The 23,307-nt window shown below is 69.7% G+C and carries 25 protein-coding genes and 1 pseudogene (1 of these 26 only partly in view); 10 read left to right on the forward strand and 16 right to left on the reverse strand.

Annotation, left to right across the window (positions count from 1 at the left end; all coding sequences use genetic code 11):
- The 4 genes and pseudogenes from ACMV_RS13330 to ACMV_RS13340 all read right to left on the reverse strand — a co-directional run.
- Positions 1–56 carry the start of a D-sedoheptulose-7-phosphate isomerase gene (locus ACMV_RS13330; RefSeq protein ID WP_241763129.1) on the reverse strand. 553 nt of this gene lie to the left of the window's left edge, so only the first 56 of its 609 coding nucleotides appear in the window; its start codon is at positions 54–56; the stop codon falls past the left edge of the window.
- Positions 37–861 (reverse strand): 3-hydroxybutyrate dehydrogenase, encoded by an 825-nt coding sequence (locus ACMV_RS13335; protein ID WP_048858214.1) that lies wholly within the window; start codon positions 859–861, stop codon positions 37–39. Before ACMV_RS13335 ends, ACMV_RS13330 begins: the two co-directional genes overlap by 20 nt.
- Positions 862–1,232: 371 nt before the next feature.
- Positions 1,233–1,411 (reverse strand): annotated as a pseudogene (locus ACMV_RS20885) (IS701 family transposase); the annotation flags it as partial.
- Positions 1,412–1,670: 259 nt separating this feature from the next.
- On the reverse strand, positions 1,671–2,261 hold the full coding sequence (locus tag ACMV_RS13340) for an SOUL family heme-binding protein (protein WP_007422997.1): 591 nt from the start codon (positions 2,259–2,261) through the stop codon (positions 1,671–1,673).
- A 515-nt stretch (positions 2,262–2,776) separates the two neighbouring features.
- On the opposite strand from ACMV_RS13340, the gene ACMV_RS13345 reads away from it, so the two are divergent.
- Positions 2,777–3,654 (forward strand): IS5 family transposase gene (locus tag ACMV_RS13345; RefSeq protein ID WP_085947340.1). Its coding sequence is split into 2 segments (ribosomal slippage): positions 2,777–2,801 and positions 2,801–3,654, totalling 879 coding nucleotides; the frame shifts between segments, so codons are not numbered across the junction.
- An 8-nt stretch (positions 3,655–3,662) separates the two neighbouring features.
- Here ACMV_RS13345 and ACMV_RS13350 read toward each other — a convergent pair.
- Positions 3,663–4,283: a hypothetical protein gene (locus ACMV_RS13350; protein WP_231844424.1), complete on the reverse strand. Its 621-nt coding sequence runs from the start codon at positions 4,281–4,283 to the stop codon at positions 3,663–3,665.
- A 127-nt stretch (positions 4,284–4,410) separates the two neighbouring features.
- Entirely contained in the window at positions 4,411–4,881 is a 471-nt protein-coding gene (locus ACMV_RS13355; RefSeq protein ID WP_012039999.1) for a Fur family transcriptional regulator, read from the reverse strand.
- Positions 4,882–5,002: 121 nt separating this feature from the next.
- Between ACMV_RS13355 and ACMV_RS13360 the strand changes: the two genes are divergently transcribed.
- Together ACMV_RS13360 and ACMV_RS13365 are read left to right on the forward strand one after the other, a co-directional pair.
- Positions 5,003–6,655, forward strand: coding sequence for an AMP-binding protein (locus ACMV_RS13360; RefSeq protein WP_013640777.1), 1,653 nt, complete (start codon positions 5,003–5,005; stop codon positions 6,653–6,655).
- A 117-nt stretch (positions 6,656–6,772) separates the two neighbouring features.
- Complete coding sequence (locus ACMV_RS13365) at positions 6,773–7,951, forward strand: MFS transporter (protein ID WP_013640778.1); 1,179 nt, start codon at positions 6,773–6,775, stop codon at positions 7,949–7,951.
- A gap of 9 nt (positions 7,952–7,960) precedes the next feature.
- On the opposite strand, the gene acuI is transcribed toward ACMV_RS13365, so the two are convergent.
- Positions 7,961–8,950, reverse strand: coding sequence for an acrylyl-CoA reductase (NADPH) (gene acuI / locus ACMV_RS13370; protein WP_013640779.1), 990 nt, complete (start codon positions 8,948–8,950; stop codon positions 7,961–7,963).
- An 81-nt stretch (positions 8,951–9,031) separates the two neighbouring features.
- Positions 9,032–10,819, reverse strand: a complete 1,788-nt coding sequence (gene aspS / locus ACMV_RS13375; protein WP_013640780.1) for an aspartate--tRNA ligase — start codon at positions 10,817–10,819, stop codon at positions 9,032–9,034.
- A gap of 84 nt (positions 10,820–10,903) precedes the next feature.
- Between aspS and rnd the strand changes: the two genes are divergently transcribed.
- Positions 10,904–12,082 (forward strand): ribonuclease D, encoded by a 1,179-nt coding sequence (gene rnd, locus ACMV_RS13380; RefSeq protein WP_013640781.1) that lies wholly within the window; start codon positions 10,904–10,906, stop codon positions 12,080–12,082.
- Here the strand turns inward: rnd and ACMV_RS13385 are convergent, their stop codons facing one another.
- Genes ACMV_RS13385 through ACMV_RS13400 form a run of 4 tightly spaced genes read right to left on the reverse strand, consistent with a single transcriptional unit; the run spans position 12,083 to position 15,439 of the window.
- The gene (locus ACMV_RS13385) at positions 12,083–12,856 is read right to left on the reverse strand and encodes a metal ABC transporter permease (RefSeq protein ID WP_013640782.1); all 774 of its coding nucleotides are present in this window, start codon (positions 12,854–12,856) and stop codon (positions 12,083–12,085) included.
- A 1-nt stretch (position 12,857) separates the two neighbouring features.
- Positions 12,858–13,697 carry a metal ABC transporter permease gene (locus tag ACMV_RS13390; protein ID WP_041665401.1) on the reverse strand — a complete coding sequence of 280 codons (840 nt, stop codon included), beginning with the start codon at positions 13,695–13,697 and terminating at the stop codon, positions 12,858–12,860.
- Between the two features lie 9 nt (positions 13,698–13,706).
- Positions 13,707–14,522, reverse strand: a complete 816-nt coding sequence (locus ACMV_RS13395) for a metal ABC transporter ATP-binding protein (protein WP_012040007.1) — start codon at positions 14,520–14,522, stop codon at positions 13,707–13,709.
- Positions 14,519–15,439: a metal ABC transporter solute-binding protein, Zn/Mn family gene (locus ACMV_RS13400; RefSeq protein WP_013640784.1), complete on the reverse strand. Its 921-nt coding sequence runs from the start codon at positions 15,437–15,439 to the stop codon at positions 14,519–14,521. Before ACMV_RS13400 ends, ACMV_RS13395 begins: the two co-directional genes overlap by 4 nt.
- Positions 15,440–15,566: 127 nt before the next feature.
- On the opposite strand from ACMV_RS13400, the gene ACMV_RS13405 reads away from it, so the two are divergent.
- Positions 15,567–15,797 (forward strand): tautomerase family protein, encoded by a 231-nt coding sequence (locus ACMV_RS13405; protein WP_013640785.1) that lies wholly within the window; start codon positions 15,567–15,569, stop codon positions 15,795–15,797.
- Positions 15,794–16,330, forward strand: coding sequence for a DUF4232 domain-containing protein (locus tag ACMV_RS13410; protein ID WP_007422864.1), 537 nt, complete (start codon positions 15,794–15,796; stop codon positions 16,328–16,330). The genes ACMV_RS13405 and ACMV_RS13410 overlap by 4 nt, the downstream gene beginning before the upstream one ends.
- Here ACMV_RS13410 and ACMV_RS13415 read toward each other — a convergent pair.
- From ACMV_RS13415 to epmA, 4 genes are all read right to left on the reverse strand, one after another.
- Positions 16,299–17,573 (reverse strand): glycerate kinase type-2 family protein, encoded by a 1,275-nt coding sequence (locus ACMV_RS13415; RefSeq protein ID WP_013640786.1) that lies wholly within the window; start codon positions 17,571–17,573, stop codon positions 16,299–16,301. The two genes, ACMV_RS13410 and ACMV_RS13415, sit on opposite strands and share 32 nt — an antisense overlap.
- Positions 17,574–17,680: 107 nt before the next feature.
- Complete coding sequence (locus ACMV_RS13420) at positions 17,681–18,592, reverse strand: heme-dependent oxidative N-demethylase family protein (RefSeq protein WP_013640787.1); 912 nt, start codon at positions 18,590–18,592, stop codon at positions 17,681–17,683.
- Positions 18,586–18,942 carry a hypothetical protein gene (locus tag ACMV_RS13425; protein ID WP_007423439.1) on the reverse strand — a complete coding sequence of 119 codons (357 nt, stop codon included), beginning with the start codon at positions 18,940–18,942 and terminating at the stop codon, positions 18,586–18,588. Before ACMV_RS13425 ends, ACMV_RS13420 begins: the two co-directional genes overlap by 7 nt.
- Before the next feature lie 75 nt (positions 18,943–19,017).
- The gene (gene epmA, locus ACMV_RS13430) at positions 19,018–20,007 is read right to left on the reverse strand and encodes an EF-P lysine aminoacylase EpmA (RefSeq protein ID WP_007423441.1); all 990 of its coding nucleotides are present in this window, start codon (positions 20,005–20,007) and stop codon (positions 19,018–19,020) included.
- Between the two features lie 23 nt (positions 20,008–20,030).
- Here epmA and ACMV_RS13435 point away from each other — a divergent pair, with 23 nt between their 5' ends.
- The 4 genes from ACMV_RS13435 to accC are packed head-to-tail and all read left to right on the forward strand — an operon-like array spanning position 20,031 to position 23,303.
- Positions 20,031–21,008 (forward strand): lysine-2,3-aminomutase-like protein, encoded by a 978-nt coding sequence (locus tag ACMV_RS13435; protein ID WP_013640788.1) that lies wholly within the window; start codon positions 20,031–20,033, stop codon positions 21,006–21,008.
- A 12-nt stretch (positions 21,009–21,020) separates the two neighbouring features.
- Positions 21,021–21,470, forward strand: a complete 450-nt coding sequence (gene aroQ, locus ACMV_RS13440) for a type II 3-dehydroquinate dehydratase (protein ID WP_013640789.1) — start codon at positions 21,021–21,023, stop codon at positions 21,468–21,470.
- On the forward strand, positions 21,467–21,949 hold the full coding sequence (gene accB, locus ACMV_RS13445; protein WP_013640790.1) for an acetyl-CoA carboxylase biotin carboxyl carrier protein: 483 nt from the start codon (positions 21,467–21,469) through the stop codon (positions 21,947–21,949). The genes aroQ and accB overlap by 4 nt, the downstream gene beginning before the upstream one ends.
- Positions 21,950–21,962: 13 nt before the next feature.
- Positions 21,963–23,303, forward strand: a complete 1,341-nt coding sequence (gene accC / locus ACMV_RS13450; protein WP_172637330.1) for an acetyl-CoA carboxylase biotin carboxylase subunit — start codon at positions 21,963–21,965, stop codon at positions 23,301–23,303.
- Positions 23,304–23,307 lie beyond the last annotated feature (4 nt).

Raw genomic sequence — 23,307 nt, forward strand, 5'->3', positions numbered from 1 at the left:
CGGAGCAGCGCGGCGATATGCGCCGCTTCACCCCGCTCAGTGGGCAACCCAGCCACCGTCGATGGAAAGGGCCGCGCCTGTGACGGTCGAAGCCGCTTCTGAGCAGAGAAAAGCGACAAAGGCGCCGATCTTGCCTGGCGTGGTGAATTCGAGCATCGGCTGCTTCTCTGCGAGCAACGCCTTGGCCTCGTCCTGCACCGTGGTGCGGTTCGATGCCGCCCGTGCCTCGATCTGCGCCTCGACGAGCGGCGTCAGGACCCAGCCGGGACAGATCGCATTTACCGTGATGCCGTCGTTCGCGCACTCGATCGCAACCGTCTTGGTCGCCCCGACCACGCCGTGCTTCGCCGCGACATAGGCGATCTTCTGCCCGCTCGCGACCAGTCCATGAGCGGAGGCAATATTGACGATCCGCCCCCAACCGCGCCGGCGCATCAGCGGCACCGCGGACTTCATTGCGTGAAATACGGCGGAAAGGTTGAGCGCGATGATTGCATCCCACTTCTCGTCGGGAAAATCCTCGACCGGTGCCACATGCTGGATCCCGGCATTGTTCACCAGAATATCGATCGAGCCGAGGTCAGCTTCGGCCCGCGTGACCAGTCGCCTGATCTCCGCCGGGCGGGTCAGATCCGCCCCGTCGAATGCGACGCGTACACCAAACTCCCCGCCAAGAGAGGCCCGCAAATCCTCGATTTTCGCTGTGTCGCCGAACCCGTTCAGCATGATGTCCGCACCCTGTGCAGCCAGCGCACGCGCAATGCCAAGACCGATACCGCTGGTCGAACCGGTTACCAGCGCAACCTTGCCCCTGAGACTCACGGGTACCCCCAATGTCAGTGTCGAATCGTTCTGCGCCATGGAGCACAGCGCTTCAAGAGGGCTTGAGGGGTTAACCCGCATTTCTCATGGGGCAGCCGCATCAGGGCCCTGAATCGGCGAAAGTTCTAATGCGACAAAGCAATTTGGTGAAGCACGAGGAGTGCCCCGATGCCGACGGGATGTAGTGACCGGCCCCCAGTGAGTGGTCCGAGTTGAAGCTGGCATTGCGGTCGCATTTCAGATTTTGATGAGCCCGTCTGGGTGCGGCATGGTGAGTGCATCGCCAACATAGCCACGCGATGATGTCGGCGGGTTCGATCCGGCGCTGAGCGCGCTTGTTGCGCGATACAGCTGACTTCCTGAACAGGCCAGAGTATCCGTTCCTGAGGGTCGGCATGCTCGGCCTTCTTTTTTGGGGACGTCGTATCGTTGGCTCGATATCGGACCACCGCCATCGCGACGAAGGCGAGCATCACGAACGAGACGTGACGATGCCACCCGTGCCAGGACCGGGTCTCGCTGTGGTCAAGGCGAATTCGTTCTTCGTGGTCTCCAGGCTGTCTTCGATCGCCCGACGATGGCCTTCGACAGATGGAGCAGGCCCTCGGGCCGCATTTTAAATAATATTACCATGAAAACGACAGTGGCTTTGCCGCGCAATTCGGAGGTCACCTCCGGTGTCCGCGCGATTGCGCAGCCGTCGTGGGCGGACAGCGGACCAGCGGGCGGGATTGTTCAACGGCGCTGACCTGCGCGCGAGCGAATAGCTGGAGAGATCAGCCGAAACGCTGCAACTTCTCTGCATGATAAAAGCATTATCATGCGTAAGAATCGAATTCCCAGCGCTTCTAGCGGCGCTCGACGGGGACGGCGACCTCGTTGCGGCGCAGCCAGGGCAGTGTCCAGGGCGGATCGTAGAACCAGGCGACGACGCGGCCGTCGGGCTTCCAGGGGGAGTGGGCCAGCGTCGCGAGCAGCCTTTCGCTGTGCGCCGCGACCACGCGGGCGCCAGGACTGCCGGAAAAGCGCAGGACCGCCATCGTTACGGCGGGAACCTCGACGAGGTGGACCAACGGGTCCCGCGGGCGCGGGGCCGTGGCCATCGTCATGCCGGCGGGCAGGAAGAAGCGGATGGTCCAACTACCGTCGCCGCCTTGCTGGGCGACCGGCGCAGTCATCGCAATCCGGCTGCTGCCGGCGCCATCCTGTTCGACGGGGGCGGTCATCGCGATTTTGCCACTGCCGCCGCCCGGCTTGGTGTTGGCGCCGAAGATATAGGATGCAAGCCTGCGGAAGCCGATGGAACGGGAGTCGATTTCTCCGCCCTTGACAGTCGTTTCCGCCGCGAGCCGCGGTCCGTAGGCGCGAAGCTGCACCGCGCCAACCCGTCCGGTGACGGTATAGTCAGGCTGCGGCGTGCCGGACCGGATTCCGAACACGGAACATCCTCCAAGGACAAGGAGCGAAGTCAATGCGGCGATCTTGCGCATGGCTGTTGGAGATATGGTGCATCGGACCGGACCTGCAATAGATAAGGCCGCCAACCCGCCGTGAGCATATATGTGATAATGTTACCTAATCAGATCCCGAATTGCCAATGCCTTTGCGGGACTGCCAAGCGGCTCCATAAGCGGGTTCTCGGGCGACCGCTCAGCTATCGTCGGCGTCAGCCGGCGCGGCAGTCCTCCACGTCGGTAAGCAAATTCGGTAAAAATGAGTAAAGCTATTTTATTTCTTCTATGAAATAATTATTGGGCCCACGCCAAAATGCCCTTTGGCAGGAGCCGATTACCAAACCTTGTTCGCGGAGATATTCAAATACTGACGCCGGACTCCAGCCAGGACCTATGGAAAAGCAGACGCCAGCATCTCTCAGAGCCGGACCGCAAAAGATAAGTTGAGCAATTTCCGCGGGTTGTGATTCACTTCGTTTGCGAAGACGAACGGAGACACGATGGCCTGGACTGAAATCGCCCGGCACGATATTGCCGGGCCGTATTGCACTACGCAAGCGCCCTCACCGACGCCGAATGGGCCTTGATCGAACCGTTCATGCCCTCGCCGCCGCATCGAGGCCGGCCCCGAACGGTGGAGCTGCGAAGGATTGTGGAGGCCATCTTCTACATGCTGTCGACCGGCTGTCAGTGGCGGAGGCGGCTCAAGGTTCCGCCTGCGGAGCAGGTGGAATGCCGCCGGAGGTGGCAGATCCCGAAGGAATTCGCGCTGTTCACCATCGTGCAGGGGTATTTCTACCGCTTCTGTCGCGACGGCACGTTTGATCGCATCAATCACGTCCTGGTCATGCAAGCGCGGGAAATGGCCGGACGCCAGGCGTCGCCCACAGCCGATGTGATCGACAGCCAGTCGGTCAAGACCACCGAAGCCGGGGGCCCGCGCGGGTTCGATGCCGGAAAGAAGATCAAGGGGCGCAAGCGCCACATCGTCACCGATACAATTGGCCACCTCGTCGGTGCCGTCGTTCATCATGCCGGTATTCAGGATCGGGATGGGGCGCCCGACGTGCTCAAATCCGTCAAATCCCTGTATCCCTTGTTGCGGCACGTGTTCGCCGACGGCGGCTATCCCGGTCCCAAACTCAACGGACGCCTCGCCAAAATCGGCAAATGGACCATACAGATCGTCAAGCGCTCCGACGCCGCCAGCGGGTTCGAACTCCTGCCGCGACGCTGGGTGGCTGAGAGAACCTTCGCCTGGCTCGGCAGATGCCGGCGCCTCGCAAAGGATTTCGAGGCAACCATTACCAGCGCCACCGCATGGCTCTTCCTCGCACATATCCGCCTGCTCACAAGGAAAATCGCACGCAACCGATAGCCACACTATCATTCAGATTCATTCTCTAACAGGCCGACATCGCTACCGCCCGTAACCTTGAGGTTCGAGATCGTGTGGCCCAGGCCCTCGAACGTGCCGGAGAAGGTCAGGAGCGGGCTGTCCGCACCGACGCGCCGGTGACATCGAGGTATCGAGGTGATGCCCCCGAGGTTTCGACAAACCCGCCCAGCGCGCCGCCGCGCACCGCGATCGTCCCGCCGCGGATCGCACCCGTCGCCATGATCCGCCCGCACCGGCAGAAGAGTGCGCATCAAGCGTGCCCGACACCGCCACGGCGCCCGACGCGCCGCCCGGCAGCGTGATCGCCCCGCGCTGCGACACACAGCACTGCCGGCCTCGACGAGCCCGGTCTCGCTCACCACCGTCCGCAGCAGCGCGGCCTTCGCCGAAGCACTCAGCAGGACCACGCCGCCTTGAGCGATGATCGCCCCGGACTGGCGGAACTTCACGCTCTGCCCGGCGCCGATGCTGAACCCCTGCCAGTCGATCGCGGTCTTGCCGCTCGTCTGCGTGACCGTCAGCGTGTTGCCGGTGTGCGCGATGCTCGCCGATCTCGCCGTCACCTGCCCGCCCTGCGGCAGCGCCAGCGCCACTGCCGGGACCAGCACCAGCGCCACACTCCCCACCCCGCCGGCAAATCGCCGCAGCGCCCCCAGGCCCCACCGTCCGCATCACTTCCGCCACGGAAATCGGCAATCCAGCCCGCCGGTCTACGCCGACCCGCGCAAAGGTATCCTAACCCGCAGCACAGGCGGCGCAGAGCCCGCCGACCTCGACGATCGCGCTGCCGGCGGCAAAGCCGATCCGCGCCGCGGCGGCGGCAAGGGCGGCGGCCACCGCCTCGTCCTCCAGCTCGGCGACGGCGCCGCACTGGCGGCAGATGAAGAACTGCGCCGCATGGGTGTGGCCCTGCGCCTCGCCCGCCGGGTCGGCGCAGGAGACATAGGCGCTCAGGCTCTCCACCTTGTGCACGAGGTCCGCCGCGATGAGGAATTCGAGCGCGCGATAGATCGTCGCCGGGGTCGCACCGCGATGGCTCTCGCGCAGCCGGTCGAGCAGTTCGTAGGCTGTCAGCGGCCCGTCAGCGGCAAGGATCAGGCCAAGCACGGCGCGGCGCTGCCGGGTGAGCTGCCGGCCGGCGGCAGCACAGGCGGCGGCGGCTTCATCCAGCCGGCGCTCGATCGTGGCGCTGGGGCGGGCCGGCATCAGGCGCGGTCGGGCGGGGGGATCATCGCCCCGTTATAGAGCGGCTGAAGCGGCACTGCCACCCGCCCCCTTGCGCCGCCCGGCGGCTGCATTACGCTCGGCAGGAGGGAGAGAACGAGCCATGACGAGCATCAGCTACGTCCAGGGACCGGGCGACACACCGCGCCTCGGCGTGACCATCGGCGAGGCGCTGGCCGAAACCGCGCGGCGCCACCCCGACCGCGAGGCGCTGGTGGTGCGCGAGACCGGCGAGCGCTTCACCTATGGCGCGTTCGACCGCGCGGTGGACGATGTCGCCGCCGGCCTGCTCGCGCTCGGGATGCGCCGCGGCGACCGCATCGGCATCTGGTCGCCCAACAATGCCGAATGGGCGATCCTGCAATTCGCCTCCGCGCGGGCGGGGATCATCCTCGTCACCATCAACCCGGCCTATCGCACCGCCGAGCTCGAATACGTGCTGAACGACGTGCAGTGCCGCGCCCTCGTCCTCGCCCGGACCTTCAAGTCGAGCGACTATGTGGCGATGCTGGACAGCATTCCGCCGGACCGCCTGCCGCATCTCGAATACCGCTTCGTCATCGGCGTCCCGGCGGAAAGCGCCGCGGATCTGCCCGCCAGCATGGCCCCCTTCGCCACCATCGCCGCCGCCGCGACGCCGGCGAGCCGCGCCACCCTGGCAGCCCTGCGCGCCGACCTGCAATTCGACGACCCGATCAACATCCAGTTCACCTCGGGGACGACCGGCGCGCCCAAGGGCGCCACGCTCTCGCACCACAACATCCTCAACAACGGCTATTTCGTCGGCCAGGGCATCGGCCTGCGGGACGGAGAAAAGATCTGCATCCCGGTGCCGCTCTATCACTGCTTCGGCATGGTGATGGGCAATCTCGCCGCCATCACCCATGGCGCGACGATGGTCTACCCCGCCGCCGGGTTCGATGCGCTGGCAACGCTGACCGCCGTGGCCGAGGAGCGCTGCGCCCATCTCTACGGCGTGCCGACCATGTTCATCGCCATGCTCGAACATCCCGGGTTCGAGGAATTCGACCTCTCCTCGCTGCGCGGCGGGATCATGGCCGGCACCTCCTGCCCGATCGAGGTGATGCGCCGGGTGATGAACCGGATGCACATGCCCGAAATCACCATCTGCTACGGCATGACCGAGACCTCCCCGGTCAGCTTCCAGTCCGCGACCGACGACACGCCCGAGCGCCGGGTGGCGACGGTCGGGCGCATCCACCCGCATCTCGAGGTCAAGGCGATCGACGCCGAGGGCCGGATCGTAAAACGCGGCGAGCGGGGCGAGCTGTGCACGCGCGGCTATTCGGTGATGCTCGGCTACTGGGGGAACGCTGCGAAAACGGCCGAGGCGATCGACGCCGCCGGCTGGATGCATACCGGCGATCTCGGCGTGATCGACGAGGAGGGCTATTGCACCATCGTCGGCCGCAGCAAGGACGTGGTGATCCGCGGCGGCGAGAACATCTACCCGCGCGAGGTGGAGGAATTCCTGTTCACCCACCCCAGGATCGCCAGCGTCGCGGTCTTCGGCATCGCGGATGCAAAGTGGGGCGAGGTGCCCTGCGCCTGGGTGAAGCCCAACCCCGGCGAGACCCTCACGCCAGCGGAGGTGATCGGCTTCTGCGAGGGGCGGATCGCGCATTACAAGATACCCCGCATCGTGCGCATCGTCGAGGAGTTCCCGATGACGGTGACGGGCAAGATCCAGAAATTCATCATGCGCGAGGCGATGGAGCGCGAGGCTGGCGGATAGCGGCTCCGCCCAGGGCTCGCCGCCCGCCGGGTTGCAAATCCCCGCCGGATTGGTCATGCAAACTTCCCCTTTTTGTGAAATCCCGGCCCCCGGCGCGGCGGCCGGCGGAGAAAACCAATGGCGGTGGTGATGGACCAGGGATTGCGGACGGTCGGCGGCACGGTGCGCTATGGCCGGCTGGCGGCGCTGAGCTGGCTGCATTTCCTCAATGACGGTTCGGCCAACTACCTGCCCGGCGTGCTGCCGGCGGTGCTGCTGGCGATGGGGGAACCCGTCTCCCTCGCCGGCACGGTGATGGCGGCATTGCTGATCGGCCAGGCGTTGCAGGTCGGCACCGGCCTGCTGGCGGACCATTTCGGCGGCCGGGGCTTCATCGCCGCCGGCGTGCTCGGCACCGCGCTGGCGGCGGCGCTGATCGGCCGCTCCGGCAGTCTTGCGCTGCTGCTCCCGGCACTCGTGCTGATCGGGATCAGCAACGCGATGTTCCACCCGCAGGCGCTGGCGGGGGCGCGCCAGCTCAGCGGGCCGCGCGTCGGGCTCGGCATGTCGCTGTTCCTGGTCGGCGGCGAGGTCGGGCGCGGGCTGTGGCCGCTGATCGCGAGCTTCGTCGTCGTCACCTGGGGGCTGAAGGCGCTCTCGCTGCTGGCGATCCCGGCGGTGGCGAGCATCCTGCTGCTCTGGGCGGTGCTGCCGGTGCAGCCGCCGCGCCATGTCGCGGCACAGCCGATCGCCTGGCGGCGCCATCTCGGGCCGATGAGCGCGCTCGTCGCCTTCCAGTCGCTGCGTGCACTGGCGATTTTCGGCACCACCACCTTCCTGCCCGTGCTCTGGCACCTGCGCGGCCACAGCCTGACCGCGGGGGCGGCGCTGATCACGGTGATGCTCGTGGTCGGCATCATCGGCAATGTCGGCGGCGGGCACCTGGCCGACCGGATCGGCCGCCGCCCGATCCTCGCCGGCTCCAGCCTCGCCGGCGCGGCACTGCTCGCGGTCTTCCTGCTCACCAGCGGGGCGGCGCAATGGATCGCGCTCGGCCTGCTCGGCATCGCCCTCTTCGCCACCCTGCCGGTCGGCATCCTCGTGGGGCAGGACATCTTCCCCGAGAACCGCTCGCTCGGCTCGGGCATCGCACTCGGCCTCTCGAATGGGCTGGCGGCGGTCGGGCTGATGGGTCTCGGGCTGATCTCCTCCGCCGTCCCGCCGCTGCACATTCTCTGGCTGCTGGTCGCGATCCTGCTCGCCGCCGCCCTTCTCGCGCTGCGTCTCGGCCCGCGGACTCACCCGAAGCGGACCTGAGACAGCGCCTCAGATCTCGACGACGATGCGCCCGCGCACCTTGCCGGCGACGATCTCCGCCGCCGCCGCCCCGATCGCCTCGAAGCCGATCGTCGTGGTCAGCCGGGCCAGCGTCGCGCGGTCGAGTTCGGCGGCAAGGCGGGACCAGGCCGCCTCGCGCTTCGCCCGCGGCGCCATCACCGAATCGATCCCGGCGAGGGTAACCCCGCGCAGGATGAACGGCAGCACGGTCGCCGGCAGGTCGCTCCCCTGGGCGAGGCCGCAAGCGGCGACCACCCCGCCATAGCGCGTCTGCGCCAGCACATTGGCCAGCGTGTGGCTGCCGACGGAATCGATCGCCCCCGCCCAGCGCTCCTTGCCGAAGGGCCGCCCGGGCGCCGACAGCGTCGCCGCATCGATGATCTCGGCCGCCCCGAGCGAGGTCAGGTAATCGGCTTCTTGCTCCGCCCGGCGCGACGAGGCGAGCACGCGATACCCGGCATGGGCGAGCAGCGAAATCGCGATCGACCCCACGCCGCCCGCCGCACCGGTGACGAGAATATCCCCGTTCTCCTTGCTGATCCCCTGCGCCTCCAGCGCCATGACGGCGAGCATCGCCGTGTAGCCGGCGGTGCCGATGGCCATGGTCTCGGCGGCGCTGAGCCCGGCGGGGATATGGATCAGCCAGTCGCCGGGAACGCGGGCGCGCCCGGCATAGCCGCCGTGATGCGTCTCGCCGACGCCGAAACCGTTGAGCAGCACGGCGTCACCCGGCTTGAAGCGGGGATCGGCGCTGGCGGTGACGGTGCCGGCGAAGTCGATCCCCGGGATCAGCGGAAACCGCCGGGCGATCGGCGCGCTGCCGGTGATCGCCAGCCCGTCCTTGTAGTTCACCGTGGAATGGCTGACCGCGACGGTGACGCTGCCCTCCATCAGATCAGCATCGCGCAGGGTCTCGGCGCGGCAACTCTGGCCGGACTCGTCCTTGCGGATGACCAGGGCGCGGAATTCGTCGGACATGTTCGCTCCTCCTCACCGGTGATCGGCGTTCTACCCCCGGTTTAGCGGGCGGCGGCGCCGATGCACAGGGACGGCGGCGTCTCAGCCCTTCTTCGGCGCGGGCGGCAGCGCGATGGCGAGCGAGAGTTCCTTGAGCCGTGCGGCGGGGACCGGCGCCGGTGCGCCCATCAGCAGGTCCTGGCCCTGCTGGTTGAGCGGGAAGGCGATGACCTCGCGCAGATTGGGCTCGTCGGCCAGCAGCATCACCATGCGGTCCACCCCCGGCGCCGAGCCGCCATGAGGCGGCGCGCCGTAGCGGAAGGCGTTGAGCATGCCGCCGAACCGCGCCTCGACCTCCTCGGCGCCATAGCCGGCGATCTCGAAGGCGCGCAGCATGATGTCCGGCCGGTGGTTGCGGATCGCCCCCGACGACAGCTCGACGCCGTTGCACACGATGTCGTACTGGAACGCCTTGATCGTCAGCGGGTCCTGCCCGTTCAGCGCCTCCAGCCCGCCCTGCGGCATCGAGAACGGGTTGTGGCTGAACACGATCTGCCCGGTCTCCTCGTCGCGCTCGTACATCGGGAAATCGACGATCCAGCAGAACTCGAATTTTGCACCATCGATCAGGCCGAGATCGGTGCCGAGCTTCGTGCGCACCGTGCCGGCGAATTTCGCCGCCTCAAGCGGCTTGCCGGCGGCGAAGAAGACGGCGTCACCGACGCTGGCGCCCGTAGCCTCCCGGATGGCCTCGGCGCGAGCCGGTTCGAGGTTCTTCGCGATCGGCCCCTTGGCCCCGTCCGGAGCAAAGATGATGTAGCCGAGGCCGCCCGCCCCTTCCGACCGCGCCCAGTCGTTGAGCTTGTCGAAGAAGGAGCGCGGATTGCCCCCCGTGCCCGGCGCGGGAATGGCGCGGACCACGCCGCCGCCGGCGACGATCTTCGCGAACAGGCCGAAGCCCGAATCGCGGAACGCCTCGGTCACGTCGGTGATCAGCAGCGGGTTGCGCAGGTCCGGCTTGTCCGAGCCGTATTTCAGCAGCGCCTCGTCATAGGCGATGCGCGGGAACGGCCATTGCGTCACGCTGCGCCCGCCGCCGAATTCGCGGAACAGCCCGCCGAGCACCGGCTCGATGGTGGCGAACACGTCCTCCTGCGTCACGAAGCTCATCTCGAAATCGAGCTGGTAGAACTCGCCGGGCGCGCGGTCGGCGCGGCTCGCCTCGTCGCGGAAGCAGGGCGCGATCTGGAAATAGCGGTCGAAGCCGGCGACCATGAGCAGCTGCTTGAACTGCTGCGGCGCCTGCGGCAGCGCGTAGAACTGGCCCGGATGCACGCGCGAGGGCACGAGGAAGTCGCGCGCGCCCTCGGGGCTGGAGGCGGTCAGGATCGGCGTGGTGAACTCGGTGAAGCCGCGCGCCGTCATCTCCCGCCGCAGCCAGGCGATCACGTTGGCGCGGAGCATGATGTTGCGGTGCAGCTTCTCGCGGCGCAGGTCGAGGAAGCGGTAGCGCAGCCGCAGCTCCTCGGGGAACTGGGCCTCGCCGGCCACCTGGATCGGCAGCACGTCGGCGGTCGACTGCACCTCGACCGTCTCGGCCACCAGCTCGATCTCGCCGGTCGGCAGGCGGGGGTTCACCGTGTCGGCGTCGCGCTTCACCACCCGCCCGGTAACGGTGATGACGCTCTCCACCCGCAGCACCTCGGCCGCGGCGAACACCGGCGAGCCGGCGGGAAACACGCATTGGGTGATGCCGTAATGGTCGCGCAGGTCGATGAAGAGCAGCCCGCCATGGTCGCGCTTCACGTTCACCCAGCCCGAAAGGCGCGCGGTGATGCCGGCATCGGCAGCGCGCAGGGCGCCGCAATCATGGGTGCGATATTCGTGCATGGGGGGCCAGTCCTGACAGAAAACAGCGGCAAATGAGCGGCGCGGGTCTTTCCTGTCAAGACGTTGCGTGCCAGTTGATCGCACATGAAACCGAGCCCGAGCTTTCCCGAACCCGTGCTGATCGCGACAACCGAGGCCCTCGCCGCCCTTTGCGACCGTCTGGCGGCCGAGCCCTTCGTCACCGTCGATACCGAGTTCATGCGGGAAAAGACCTATTTTCCCGAGCTTTGCGTGGTCCAGCTCGGCGGTGCGAACGATGTCGCGGTGATCGACGCGCAGGCCGAGGGGCTCGACCTCGCCCCGCTCGGCGCGCTGTTCGCCAACCCGGCGGTGACCAAGGTATTCCACGCCTGCCGGCAGGACATCGAGATTTTCCTGCTGAAATTCGGCGCCGTCCCCACCCCGCTGTTCGACACCCAGGTCGCGGCGATGGTCGCCGGCTTCGGCGACCAGGTCGGGTATGACACGCTGGTCTCCTCGCTTGCCGGCGGCCGGATCGACAAGGCGCACCGCTTCTCCGACTGGTCGGCCCGGCCGCTCTCCCGCGCGCAGATCGCCTATGCCGCGGCGGATGTCACCTGGCTGCGCCCGGTCTATGAAGGCCTGCGCGCCCGGCTGACGCGGGAAGGCCGGCTCGACTGGGTGGCCGAGGAAGCGGCGGTGCTGGCCGATCCCGCGACCTACCGCACCGAGCCCGAGGATGCCTGGCGCCGGCTCAAGCTGCGCGGCGGCAATCGCCGGCAGCTCGCGCTGGTCAAGGCGATCGCCGCCTGGCGCGAGCGCGAGGCGATGCGGGTGAACGTGCCGCGCCAGCGCATCGTGCGCGACGAGCAGATCCCCGAACTCGCCGCCCTCGCCCCGGCGGATGCCGAGGGGCTGACGCGGGTGCGCGGCATTTCCAGCGGCTTCGCCGGCGGCAAGTCCGGCCGGGCGCTGCTGGAGGTGATCGCCTCGACGAAATCGATCCCCGATGCCGAACTGCCGGAGGCGCCGCGCGCCCCCGAAAGCGCCCGCCCGCCCGCCGGCCTCGTGGCCCTGCTCAAGGTCCTGCTCGCCGAGCGGGCCGGGGCGAACCACGTCGCCGCCCGGCTGATCGCCTCCGCCGAGGATATCGACCGCCTCGCCAGCGAGGACGCGCCGAACCTGCCCTGCCTGCAAGGCTGGCGCGCCGAACTGTTCGGCAACGACGCGCTGCGCCTCAAGGGCGGGCGCATCGCGCTCGCCGCGCGCGGCCGCCGGGTCGAGGTCGTCGACCTGCCCTGATCACAGCAGTGCCCGGCCCAGCGCGTAGCAGCCAGCGCCGCCGAGCCCGGCGAAACATCCGACTGGCCAGTTCGTGAGATAAGAGAGCGCGATGGCGCCGGCCATCAGCGCCAGCGCGATCGCCACCGAGGCGGCAAGCGCCACCCCCGGCCGCGCCGAAACCGCCCGCCCGCACGAGGCCGGGCCGACCATCAGCGCGAAGGTCAGCAGCGCGCCCACCACCGGCACGGCAACCGCCGCCGCCAGCGCGATGGCGGCGAGAAAGCCGAACTCCCATAGCGCCGGCCGCGCGCCGCGCGCCGCCGCGAGATCCGCCCCGATCGCGCCGAGCAGCAGCGGGCGGAAGCCGGCCAACACCGCCGCCACCGCACCCGCCCCGGCCAGCGCCATCCCGTCGAGTGCCGCCCGCGAAACGCCGAGTACTTGGCCGAACAGCAGCGCATAGACCTGGGCGGCATAGCGATCGGTCCAGGAAAGTAGCAACGCGCCGGTCGCGAGCAGCATCACCAAAGTCAGCGCCGTCGCCACCTCGGGCCGGCCGCGCCGGCCGAGCGCCCAGATCGCGACCACGCCGGCGAGCCCGAACCCCGCAACCCCGGCGGAGGGCGCGATGCCGAGCAGCACCGCCGCCGCCGCCCCCGGAAACGTGCCGAGCGGCAGCGCATGGGCGGCGAAGGAGGCGCCGCGCAGCACCACGAAAAACCCCACCACCCCCGCCGTGACCGCGACGATGAGGCCCGCCGCCCAGGCGTTGAGCATGAAGGCGGAAAACATCTCAGCGCCGCGCCCGCGCGACGAGCCCGGCCGCGGCGTAGGCAACGACGACCAGCGCCACCACGAAGAAACTCACCGGCCAGCCATGCCGCCCGCCCCAGCCGTAACTTTCATAGGCCAGCGCGATGCCGCCCCAGCTCGCGCCGACACCGATCGCCGCCGCCAGCGCCACCGCCCCCGCCAAGGTGCGCGCCGCCCGCAGCCCCGCCGAAGCCGGGCCGATCAGCAGCGCGGTCGCCAGCACCGCCCCCACACTCATCGCCGCGAGCCCGACCGCCAGCGCCAGCACGGCGAGATGCGCGAACCCGACCAGCTGCACCCGAACCCCCCGGCTCGCCGCGAGATCGGGGCCGATCGCGATCAGCGCCAGCGGCCGCGCCAGGGCGGCCATCGCCGCCAGCGCCGCCGCCGCGCAGAGGGCGGCCGGCAGCACCATCCCCGGCGGGATCGCGAACATCGAGCCGAACATCACAGTGCTCGCCGCACCGCCGGCGCCGCTCATCGTCGCGTCGAGATACAGGAACAGCGCCGCAAGCCCGAGTCCGGCGCCCAGCACAACGCCGCTCGCCAGATCCCGCTCGGCGATCCGCCGCCCGCCGGCCAGCGCCATCGCCGCCGCCCCGGCCAGCGCCATCGCCACGAAGCCGGCGAGCGGGCGGATGCCGAACAGCAGCGCCGCCGCCCCACCCGCGCCGGAAATATCGCCCAGCGCATGCCCGGCGAAGGCCTGCCCCCGCAGCACGGTAAACACGCCGACCACGGCGGACACCAGGGCGGCGGCAAAACTCACCGCCAGCGCCACGCCGACCGGCCCGAGCGCGAACCATCCCGCCCCGGTCATGACCCGCACTTAGGGAATGCGGACGACATGCATCGCATCCTCGCCATGCGCGTGATCATGGTCATGGTCGTGCGGCCCGCCGCCGGCGGCAACCACCAGCACCCTGCCATGCACGCGCAGCACGTCGATATGCGCGCCATACAGCGCGCTCAGCACCGCGCCGCGCACCACCTCCGCCACCGTGCCGGCCACCGCGCGCCCCTCGGCGACATAGACGATGCGGTCCATAGCCGGCAGCAGCGGGTTCATGTCATGCGCCGACATCAGCACCGCCACCTTCGCCTCGCGGGCGAGACGGGCGAGGAGTGACACCACCTCGGCGGTGCTGCGCAGATCGAGACTGGCCAGCGGCTCGTCGAGCAGCAGCACGTCGGGGCGGCGGATCAACGCATGGGCGATCATCACCCGCTGCTGCTGCCCGCCCGAGAGGTCGCCCACCCTGCGATCGGCGAAGCCGGTAGCACCCACCGCGTCGATCATCTCGTCCACCAGCGCGCGGCGGCGGCGCGAGGGCAGCGGAATGCCGAGCCGGTGCCCATCCAGCCCGAGCGCGATCACGTCGCGCGCGCGCACCGGCATGAACCGGTCGAGCGCGATGCTCTGCGGCACATAGCCCACCTGCCCGCGCCCGCCGATCGTCACGCGCCCGTCCAGCAGCGGCACGAGGCCGAGGATCGCGCGCAGCAGCGTCGTCTTGCCCGAGCCGTTCGGCCCGATCAGCCCGGCGAAACTCCCCGGCGCGAGGCTGAACCCCACGCCGGACAACACCGCCCGCCCGCCATGGCCGACCGCGACACCCTCCAGCGCGAGCGCGTCCCCGCTCACCTCGCCCCCCTCACCTCGCCAGCCACGAGCGCGCTGGTGGAGGTGCCATGCGCAACCGCCCCGGTCACCGCCGCGGTCTCCGCCAGCATCCAGCCGCCGAAATGGTACCCCGCCGGCATCGTCTCATACAGCGCGACCACCGGCACCTGAGCCGCCCGCGCGGCATCGAGCATCGCCCGCGTCAGCGGGCCGATCACCTGCCGGTTATAGCCGAGAAACGACACTTCCCGCCGGCGCAGCAGCTTCTCCTGCGCGGCGATGTCCTGCGGCGCGGGATCGGTGCCGTTCATCACCGCCGCCTGCAGGCTCCAGGGTGTGGCGACCGCGATGCCCATCGCCCGGAACAGGTCATTGCCCACCGGTTCGGTCACCGCCGCGCGGATGCCGGCATGCTGCGCCCGGAACGCGCCGATCGCCGCCCGCCACGGGGCGAGCGAGGCCTCGAACGCGGCGAGGTTCCGCCGATAGACGGCCGCCCCCGCCGGGTCGATCGCCGCCAGCGCCTGCGCGATCGCCGCCGCCACTTTCGGCATCGCCGCCGGATCGTACCAGATGTGCGGGTTGCGCGTCGCATCCGGCAGGCCGAGCACGTCCTGTGCGGCGATCACATGCCGCCCCCGCGCGCTGCCCGCCGTCGCGCGGATGATCCGCCGCGCCCAGGAATCGTAACCAAGCCCGTTGAGCACCACGAGCCGCGCTGCGGCGATTCGCCGCGCCACCGCCGGGCTCGCCTCGAAGCCGTGCGGATCGGCGTTCGGATTGGTCTCGATGGCGGCAACCTCGACCCGGTCGCCACCGATCGCGGCGATCACGTCGGCATACTGGCTCTCGATCCCCACCGCCGGGATGCGACCGGCGGCGCGGGCGATCCACGGCGCCGCCACCAGCCCGGCCAGAAGTCCCCGCCGTTTCGCCATGTCCCCCGGTCCTCCTGCGCCCCTTCGCCAGAAATGATATGTTATATCATTCCACCGGTCCACTCCCCCCTGCCCGCACCTGACGGGCTGGTGTAGGCTGATCGCCCGCCAGAGAAGGACCCGCGCCATGCCTCATGTCATTATCAAGCTCTATGCCGGCCGCAGCGAGGCGCAGAAGCACCAGATCGCCGAGGCGGTCGCGCAGGCGGTGATGGCCTCGGCGGGGAGCAGCGAGGCTGCGGTGTCGGTCAGTATCGAAGACGTCGATCCCGAGCACTGGAACGAGAAAGTTTTCGAGCCGGACATTCGCGCCAGGGCGGAGACGCTCTACAAGAAGCCTGGCTACGAGCCGAAATGAGAGCCGCCGCCGGACTCGCCCTGCCCTTGCTGGTGGCGGGCTGCGCGCGGCCGGCGGCGGTGACGGTCTGCTCCGGCGCGCGGATCGTGGCACGCACCGATTCCGAAGGCGGCGCGTTCGACGGCATGTCGCATTCCGGCACGCTAGTGGTGCTGCGCAATCCGGGGCCGGCGCCCTGCACCCTGCCCGGCCTGCCGCGCCTCGTCTTTCTCGATGCCGCGGATCACGAGCTTCCGGTCGTCCGCCGCCCGCCCGTCGGGATGCACCCCGGCCCCGTGGTGCTGCCGGTCCGCCTTGAGGCGGGCGCTGCGGCGACGACCGCGCTGCGCTGGGTGGCCGATCCGGTCTACACCCGCAATGCCTGCATGAAGGTGGCCGCATTGCGCATCGCCTGGCCAGGCGGCGAGACGACCCTCCCGCTCGCCGCGACGATCTGTGGCCCGAAAGGTGCGGCGGCGGGCATCGCCCAGAGCCCGCTCGCCCTCGCCGGAGAAAAAACACTCAGCGGATCAGGATCGCCCGGAAATCGTTGACATTGGTGCGGGTCGGCCCGGTCACCACGAGGTCGCCGAGCGGGGCGAACAGGCCGTAGCCGTCATTGTCGGCCAGACGTGCCGCGGGATCGAGGCCGATCGCCCGGGCGCGGGCCAGCGTGTCCGGCGCGAGCACGGCTCCGGCATTGTCCTCGGTGCCGTCGATCCCGTCGGTATCCCCGGCAATGGCGTGAATCCCCGGCGCCCCGCCGAGGGCGACCGCGAGACCGGCGAGGAACTCCAGATTCCGCCCGCCGCGCCCACCGCCGCGCACCGTCACCGTCGTCTCCCCGCCCGAAACCAGCACACAGGGCGGGGCGAGCGGCGCGCCATGCGCGGCACAGCTCCGCGCCATGCCGGCCATCACCGCCGCCACCTCGCGCGCCTCGCCCTCGATCGCATCGCCGAGGATCAGCGGCGTCACCCCGGCCGCCCGCGCGACCGCGGCCGCCGCCTCCAGCGAGGCGAAGGGGGTGGCGATCATGATTTCGCGGGCGCGGGCAAAGGCCGGATCGCCGGGCTTCGGCGTCTCCGCCTCCGGCCGCGCCAGCCACGCGGCAACCGGTTCCGGCACCGCGATCCCGGCGCGGCGCAGGATCGCCCGCGCATCCTCCGCCGTGGTCGCGTCCGGCACGGTCGGCCCCGAGCCGATCACCGAGGGATCGTCGCCCGGCACGTCGGAAATCATCAGGGTCACGATCGCCGCCGGCGCCGCCGCGGCGGCGAGCCGCCCGCCCTTGATCGCCGAGAGATGCTTGCGCACGCAGTTCATCGCCTGGATGTTCGCACCGCTCTTCAGCAGGGCGCGGTTCACCGCCTGCTTGTCGGCCAGCGAAATCCCCGGCGCCGGCAGCGCCAGCAGCGAAGAGGCGCCGCCGGACATCAGCACGAGAACCAGATCGTCCGCGGTCAGCCCCCGCACCATCGCGAGGATGCGCGCCGCCGCCGCCTGCCCGGCCGCGTCCGGCACCGGGTGCGATGCTTCGACCACCTCGATCCGCCCGAGCGGCTTTTTGCTCCCATGCCCGTAGCGGGTGACCACGAGGCCGGACATCGGCGCTTCGTCCGGCCAGTGCGCCTCGACCGCCTCGGCCATCGCCGCCGCCGCCTTGCCGGCGCCGATCACCACGGTCCGCCCCTTCGGCGGCGGCGGCAGATGCGGCGGCACGCAGCGCGAGGGCGCGGCAGCGTCTACCGCCGCCGCGAACATGCGCCGCAACAGGTCGAGATCGCCCTCACTCATGCCGCTTTTCCTTTCCGCTCGGCCCGCAGCCACGCCGCCCGTTCCGGGCAGCAGGCTCTATCCGTCTGACAACGCGGGCATTCCGGCCCCGCCGGCCGGGCCTTGCTCTAGCGCGGCGGGGCAACCCGGTCCAGCGCGGCGAGCAGGGCGGCACGGAACGGGGCGATGCCGCGATAGGCCGCCACAGTTTCGGGCAGCCCGCGCACAGCCTCGGCCAGCGCCGCCGCGGCGCCCGGCACCGCCATCACCTCGGCCAGCGCCGCCTGCCGGGTGCGGATGGTGAACAGCACAGCCCCGCTCTCCGGCAGCCGGCTCAGAGTCTGGCGTTCGACCCGCAGATGCAGCCGCGCCGGAGCGGTGCCGGCGGTGACCGCCGGGCCGGGGGCGATATGCGGCTCCGGCTGGAACAGGTCCGATCCGTCATGGATCGTCCAGTTGAAGCGCTCGACCAGCCGGCCTGGCGCCAGCGCGGCGATGAACCGCGCCACCGGGCGGTCCAGCCGCTCGGCATAGAGCGGTACCGGGGTATGGATGGCGGCAAGGTCGCGGCCCAGCTTGTCCGCCAGCCGCCAGCGCGAGGGAAAGCACAGCACCGCCGCCGTGAGCGTCGCCGTCGCCGGGTCGAGCAGGCAGAGATCCTCCTGCACCAGCCTTCCGGCGAGTTCGAGCGGGTCGCATTCCGGCGCCGCAAGGTTCCACCGCTCGCCGGTGAGGCGGTTTTCCAGCATCGCGCCGGCCTGGGCGAACCAGGGCGCACGATCGGCGAGCAGGTGGCCGGCCACCAGGAGCAATGTCTCGCGCCGCGCCGCCTCGCTGCCCGGCAGCGCGGCGAACACCTCGGCCCGGCGCAGGCCGAGCAGCGCCCGGCGCTCCGCCATCTGCGCCGGGTAGTCGGCGCCGAAGGCGGTCAGTTCCGCGGGCGGACGGGCGATCAGCCCCATCGCCGGCCGGTAGGGGCCGGGCGCGAAGGGCAGCCAGAGCGGCGAGGCAGGCAGCGCCGGCGGCGGGGCGGTCAGCAATCGTTGCCGCGCAAGGTGAAGGATTTCACCATGCCGCCCTCGAGCGCGAAGGTGACGGTGCATTGCCGCGTATAGGTATCGGGCTGGAAAAACGGGCCGTAATAGGGGCCGTAGAAGCCCGGATAGGGCGGCACGAAGCCCGGCTGGTAGGAATACGACCGCTCGACATAGGCGAAATAGGTCTTGCCATCGACCGTGATCTTGCGGTCCGGCACGCCGAGTGCGGCCACCAGCGCCGATTCCGGCCGCCCGACATAGGCCGACATCCGCTCGGCAAGGCTTGGCCCCACCGCGCAGCCGGCCAGAACCAGGGCCACGACCGGCGCAGCCAGAACAAGCTTCCTTCGCATCGCACGCTCCTCGTCTCCGGGCCTTGGCCCGTTGGTGATGTGGAATGTCTACAGTGGGTCCGTTTCCGGCTTATATCAGAGCCATAACACATCGGTGATGCGCGCGGCGCCGGCGGCGATCATCGCCAGGCGGTCGAACCCCAGGGCAATCCCCGCGCAATCCGGCATCCGCCCCACCGCCGCCACGAAATCTTCATCGAGCGGCCAGTCCTCGCGGCCATAGAGCGCGTGCCGCCGCGCCCGGTCGGCCTCGAAGCGGGCCCGCTGCTCGACCGGATCGGTCAGCTCGGCGAAGGCGTTGGCAAGCTCCATCCCGCACACATACAGCTCGAAGCGCTCGGCGACGCGCGGATCGTCCGCCCGCCGCCGCGCGAGGGCGGCGAGCGGCGCCGGCCAGTCGGTCAGGAAGGTCGGATTTTGGCGACCGAGATGCGGTTCGATCCGCCCGAGCATGAGGCGGAAGAACAGGTCCTCCCAGTCCTCGCCGTCGCGGCGCGCCACCCCGGCATCGGCGGCCAGCCGGTCGGCATCGCCGACGCTCGCCAGCACATCGACACCGCAATGGCGCGCGAAGGCCTCGGCGACGCTCAGCACCTCGATCGCGGCAAGATCGGTCGTCACCCCCCGGCACGTCACGACCGGCGGCAGCACGGCGCGGAGGAGCTGCGTCGTCTCCTCGATCATGGAGGAAAAATCGGCCCCCGGGCGATACCATTCGAGCATGGTGAATTCGGGCGCATGCGTGTCCGACCCCTCATGGTCGCGCCAGACCCGGGCGAGCTGGAACATCCGCCCGGCGCCGCCGGCGAGCAGCTTCTTCATCGCGAATTCGGGGCTGGTATGCAGCCATTTCCGCGCCGCCGCGCCATCCGGCGCATGCACAATGGTCGACAGGGCGGCGAGATGCACCTCCTCGCCCGGCGCGGGGACGAGGCAGGGCGTCTCCACCTCGATATATCCGCGGGCGGTGAAGAAGGCGCGCGTCGCCTGCGCGAGCAGCCCGCGCCGCCGCAGGAAGGGCAGCCGGGCGGCGAGGCGGTCGGGGTCCCATGCTTGTCTGGCCATGCGCCGCAGGATAGCACCGCCGCATGGCCACTCCCACGCTCCGCACCGCAGACCAGCTGATCGAGGCCGGGCTCGCCCCGCCCGCCGCCCGCGCGGGGCTCGAGGCCGTCGCCGCGCGCTACGCCACCGCGATCCCGGCACCGCTCGCCGCCCTGATCGGTGATCCGGCGGACCCGATCGGCCTTCAGTTCATCCCCGACCCCGCCGAGCTCGAAACCGCCCCCCACGAGCGCGCCGACCCGATCGGCGACGACGCGCTCTCCCCGGTGCCCGGCATCGTCCACCGCTACCCCGACCGCGCGCTGCTCAAGCCCACCCTTGCCTGCCCGGTCTATTGCCGGTTCTGCTTCCGCCGCGAGCATGTCGGCCCGGAGGGTGGCGTGCTGTCCGAAGCAGAGCTCGAGGCGGCGTTCCGCTGGCTCGCGGATCACGATGCGGTGAGCGAGGTAATCCTGACCGGCGGCGACCCGCTCATCCTCTCGCCCCGCCGCCTTGGCGCGATCTTCGCCCGGCTGCGCGCGATCCCGCATATAAGCCGGCTGCGGCTGCACACCCGCGTGCCGTTGGCCGATCCGGCGCGGATCACGCCGGCGCTGCTCGCGGCGCTCGATCTCGACCCGCCGCTCTTCCTCGTGCTGCACGCCAACCACGCGCGCGAATTCGGCGCCGAGGCCCGCGCCGGGCTGAGGGCGCTGCGCCGCGCCGGGATTCCGCTGCTCGGCCAGTCGGTGCTGCTGCGCGGCGTCAACGATTCGGCGGACACGCTGCGCGCCCTGTTCGAGACCATGCTCGAATGCGGCGTGAAACCATATTACCTGCACCAGCTCGACCCCGCCCCCGGCACCGCCCGCTTCCACGTGCCGATCACCGAGGGGCGGGCGCTGATCGCCGCCCTGCGCGGCACGATTTCCGGCCATGCCCTGCCGACCTATATCCTCGATTCGCCCGCCGGAAAGACCACGCTCGAACCCTCGCCGGTTTCCCTTTCCGCCGGCCTGTGATAGGCGCGCATCATGCCTGTACCGCTGATCGCCGTGCTGAACGGCCCGAACCTGAACATGCTGGGGCTGCGCGAGCCGGAAATCTACGGCATCCAGACCCTTGACGATCTCGAGGCGCTCTGCGCCGAGGCGGCCGAGGAGCTGGGCCTCGCCATCGATTTCCGCCAGACCAACGGCGAAGGCGAGCTGATCACCTGGGTGCAGGAATGCCGCGGCCGCGCCGCCGGCATCATCATCAACCCGGCGGGCTACTCGCACACCTCGATCGCGCTGATGGACGCGCTGCACGCGGTCGACCTGCCGGTCATCGAGGTGCATCTGTCCAACATCCATCAGCGCGAGGCGTTCCGCCATCATTCATACGTATCGCAGGCCGCGCGCGGCGTGATCTGCGGCCTTGGTTTCACCGGCTACCGGCTGGCGCTTCAGGCGATCGCCGAGATTGTGGAGCAGGAAGCATGAGTCTCTCCTTCGACCCCGAGGTGCTGCGCGCACTCGCCGCCCTTCTCAAGGACGGCGACCTGGCCGAGATCGAGCTTGAGGAAGGCGACCGGCGGCTGCGCCTGGCCCGCGCCAGCGCGCAGGCGGCACAGTTCGTCGCCGCGCCCGCCTATCCCGCGCCGCCCTACGCGATGCCGCAGGCCGCCCCGGCGCCAGTGCCGGCCGCCGCGGCGCCCGAGGCCGCCCCCGCCACCGCGGCGAGCCATCCGGGCACGGTGAAGTCGCCGATGGTCGGCGTCGCCTACCTCTCGCCGGAGCCGGGGGCGGCACCGTTCATCAGCGTCGGCTCGACGGTCGAGGCCGGGCAGACGCTGCTGCTGATCGAGGCGATGAAGACCTTCAACCAGATCAAGGCGCCGCGCGCCGGCACCGTGAAGTCCATCCTCGTCGCCTCCGGCCAGCCGGTCGAATACGACGAACCGCTCGTCATCGTCGAATAAACGGCCGGTGCCCGTGTTCTCGAAGATCCTGATCGCCAACCGGGGCGAAATCGCGCTCCGGGTCCAGCGCGCCTGCCGCGAGATGGGCATCGCCACCGTCGCGGTGCATTCCACCGCCGATGCCGATGCGATGCATGTGCGCCTGGCCGATGAAAGTGTCTGCATCGGCCCCCCCGCCGCGCGCGACTCCTACCTCAACATGCCGGCGCTGATCAGTGCCGCGCTGATCACCGGGGCGGAGGCGGTGCATCCCGGCTACGGCTTCCTCTCCGAGAACGCCGATTTCGCCGAGATGGTGGAAGCCCATGGCCTCGCCTTCATCGGCCCCTCGCCCACCCATATCCGCATGATGGGCGACAAGATCACCGCCAAGACGACGATGGCGGATCTCGGTGTGCCGCTCGTCCCCGGCTCGGACGGCGAGGTGCCGGATGTCGAGGCGGCGAAGCGCGTCGCCGCGGAAATCGGCTGCCCGGTGCTGATCAAGGCCGCGGCCGGCGGCGGCGGGCGCGGCATGAAGGTCGCCCGCACCCTTGAAGAGGTCGAGGAAGCCTTCCGCACCGCCCGCGCCGAAGCCGGTGCGGCCTTCGGCAACAACGCCGTCTATATCGAGAAATATCTCGACCGGCCGCGCCACGTCGAGCTTCAGGTGCTGGGCGACAATCACGGCAACGTGGTGCATTTCGGCGAGCGCGACTGCTCGCTGCAGCGCCGCCACCAGAAGCTGCTGGAAGAGGCGGGTTCGCCCGGCATCACCCGCGAGGAGCGCGACCGGCTCGGCGAGATCGCCACCGCGGCGCTGACGAAGTTTGGCTACCGCAACGCCGGCACGCTCGAATTCCTGTATCAGGACGGTCAGTTCGCCTTCATCGAGATGAACACGCGCCTGCAGGTCGAGCATCCGGTCACCGAAATGGTCACCGGCGTCGATCTCGTGCGCGAGCAGATCCGCATCGCCGCCGGCGAGACGCTCGGCTACGGCCAGGCCGACATCTCGTTCAACGGCCACGCCATCGAATGCCGCATCACCGCCGAGGATCCGGAAACCTTCGCCCCCTCGCCGGGCAAGGTCGAGGTGTTCCACGCCCCCGGCGGCCTCGGCGTGCGGCTCGATTCAGCGATCTATGCCGGCTATCGCGTGCCCTCCCATTACGACAGCCTGGTCGCCAAGCTGATCGTGCATGGGCGCAGCCGGGCCGAAGCCATCGCCCGGATGCGCCGCGCGCTCGAGGAATTCGCCCTTTCAGGCATCAGGACGACGATCCCGCTGCACCTGCGTATCCTCGACGACCCCGGTTTCCGCTCCGGTGAATACACGATCCACTGGCTCGAGAACTTCGTCGCCCGTCGCTGAGTAC

Source organism: Acidiphilium multivorum AIU301 (assembly GCF_000202835.1).
In the GTDB taxonomy this organism is placed as follows: domain Bacteria; phylum Pseudomonadota; class Alphaproteobacteria; order Acetobacterales; family Acetobacteraceae; genus Acidiphilium; species Acidiphilium multivorum.

Excerpts from the sequence above, each read along its gene's own strand:
- aroQ (WP_013640789.1), top strand. The coding sequence starts at position 21,021 with ATGCCTGTACCGCTGATCGCCGTGCTGAACGGCCCGAACCTGAACATG.
- acuI (WP_013640779.1), bottom strand. The coding sequence starts at position 8,950 with ATGTCCGACGAATTCCGCGCCCTGGTCATCCGCAAGGACGAGTCCGGC.
- ACMV_RS13360 (WP_013640777.1), top strand. The coding sequence starts at position 5,003 with ATGACGAGCATCAGCTACGTCCAGGGACCGGGCGACACACCGCGCCTC.
- ACMV_RS13390 (WP_041665401.1), bottom strand. The coding sequence starts at position 13,697 with ATGACCGGGGCGGGATGGTTCGCGCTCGGGCCGGTCGGCGTGGCGCTG.
- ACMV_RS13385 (WP_013640782.1), bottom strand. The coding sequence starts at position 12,856 with ATGTTTTCCGCCTTCATGCTCAACGCCTGGGCGGCGGGCCTCATCGTC.
- ACMV_RS13400 (WP_013640784.1), bottom strand. The coding sequence starts at position 15,439 with ATGGCGAAACGGCGGGGACTTCTGGCCGGGCTGGTGGCGGCGCCGTGG.
- ACMV_RS13335 (WP_048858214.1), bottom strand. The coding sequence starts at position 861 with ATGGCGCAGAACGATTCGACACTGACATTGGGGGTACCCGTGAGTCTC.
- ACMV_RS13365 (WP_013640778.1), top strand. The coding sequence starts at position 6,773 with ATGGCGGTGGTGATGGACCAGGGATTGCGGACGGTCGGCGGCACGGTG.
- epmA (WP_007423441.1), bottom strand. The coding sequence starts at position 20,007 with ATGGCCAGACAAGCATGGGACCCCGACCGCCTCGCCGCCCGGCTGCCC.
- ACMV_RS13415 (WP_013640786.1), bottom strand. The coding sequence starts at position 17,573 with ATGAGTGAGGGCGATCTCGACCTGTTGCGGCGCATGTTCGCGGCGGCG.
- ACMV_RS13425 (WP_007423439.1), bottom strand. The coding sequence starts at position 18,942 with ATGCGAAGGAAGCTTGTTCTGGCTGCGCCGGTCGTGGCCCTGGTTCTG.
- ACMV_RS13405 (WP_013640785.1), top strand. The coding sequence starts at position 15,567 with ATGCCTCATGTCATTATCAAGCTCTATGCCGGCCGCAGCGAGGCGCAG.
- ACMV_RS13355 (WP_012039999.1), bottom strand. The coding sequence starts at position 4,881 with ATGCCGGCCCGCCCCAGCGCCACGATCGAGCGCCGGCTGGATGAAGCC.
- aspS (WP_013640780.1), bottom strand. The coding sequence starts at position 10,819 with ATGCACGAATATCGCACCCATGATTGCGGCGCCCTGCGCGCTGCCGAT.
- accB (WP_013640790.1), top strand. The coding sequence starts at position 21,467 with ATGAGTCTCTCCTTCGACCCCGAGGTGCTGCGCGCACTCGCCGCCCTT.
- ACMV_RS13435 (WP_013640788.1), top strand. The coding sequence starts at position 20,031 with ATGGCCACTCCCACGCTCCGCACCGCAGACCAGCTGATCGAGGCCGGG.
- rnd (WP_013640781.1), top strand. The coding sequence starts at position 10,904 with ATGAAACCGAGCCCGAGCTTTCCCGAACCCGTGCTGATCGCGACAACC.
- ACMV_RS13410 (WP_007422864.1), top strand. The coding sequence starts at position 15,794 with ATGAGAGCCGCCGCCGGACTCGCCCTGCCCTTGCTGGTGGCGGGCTGC.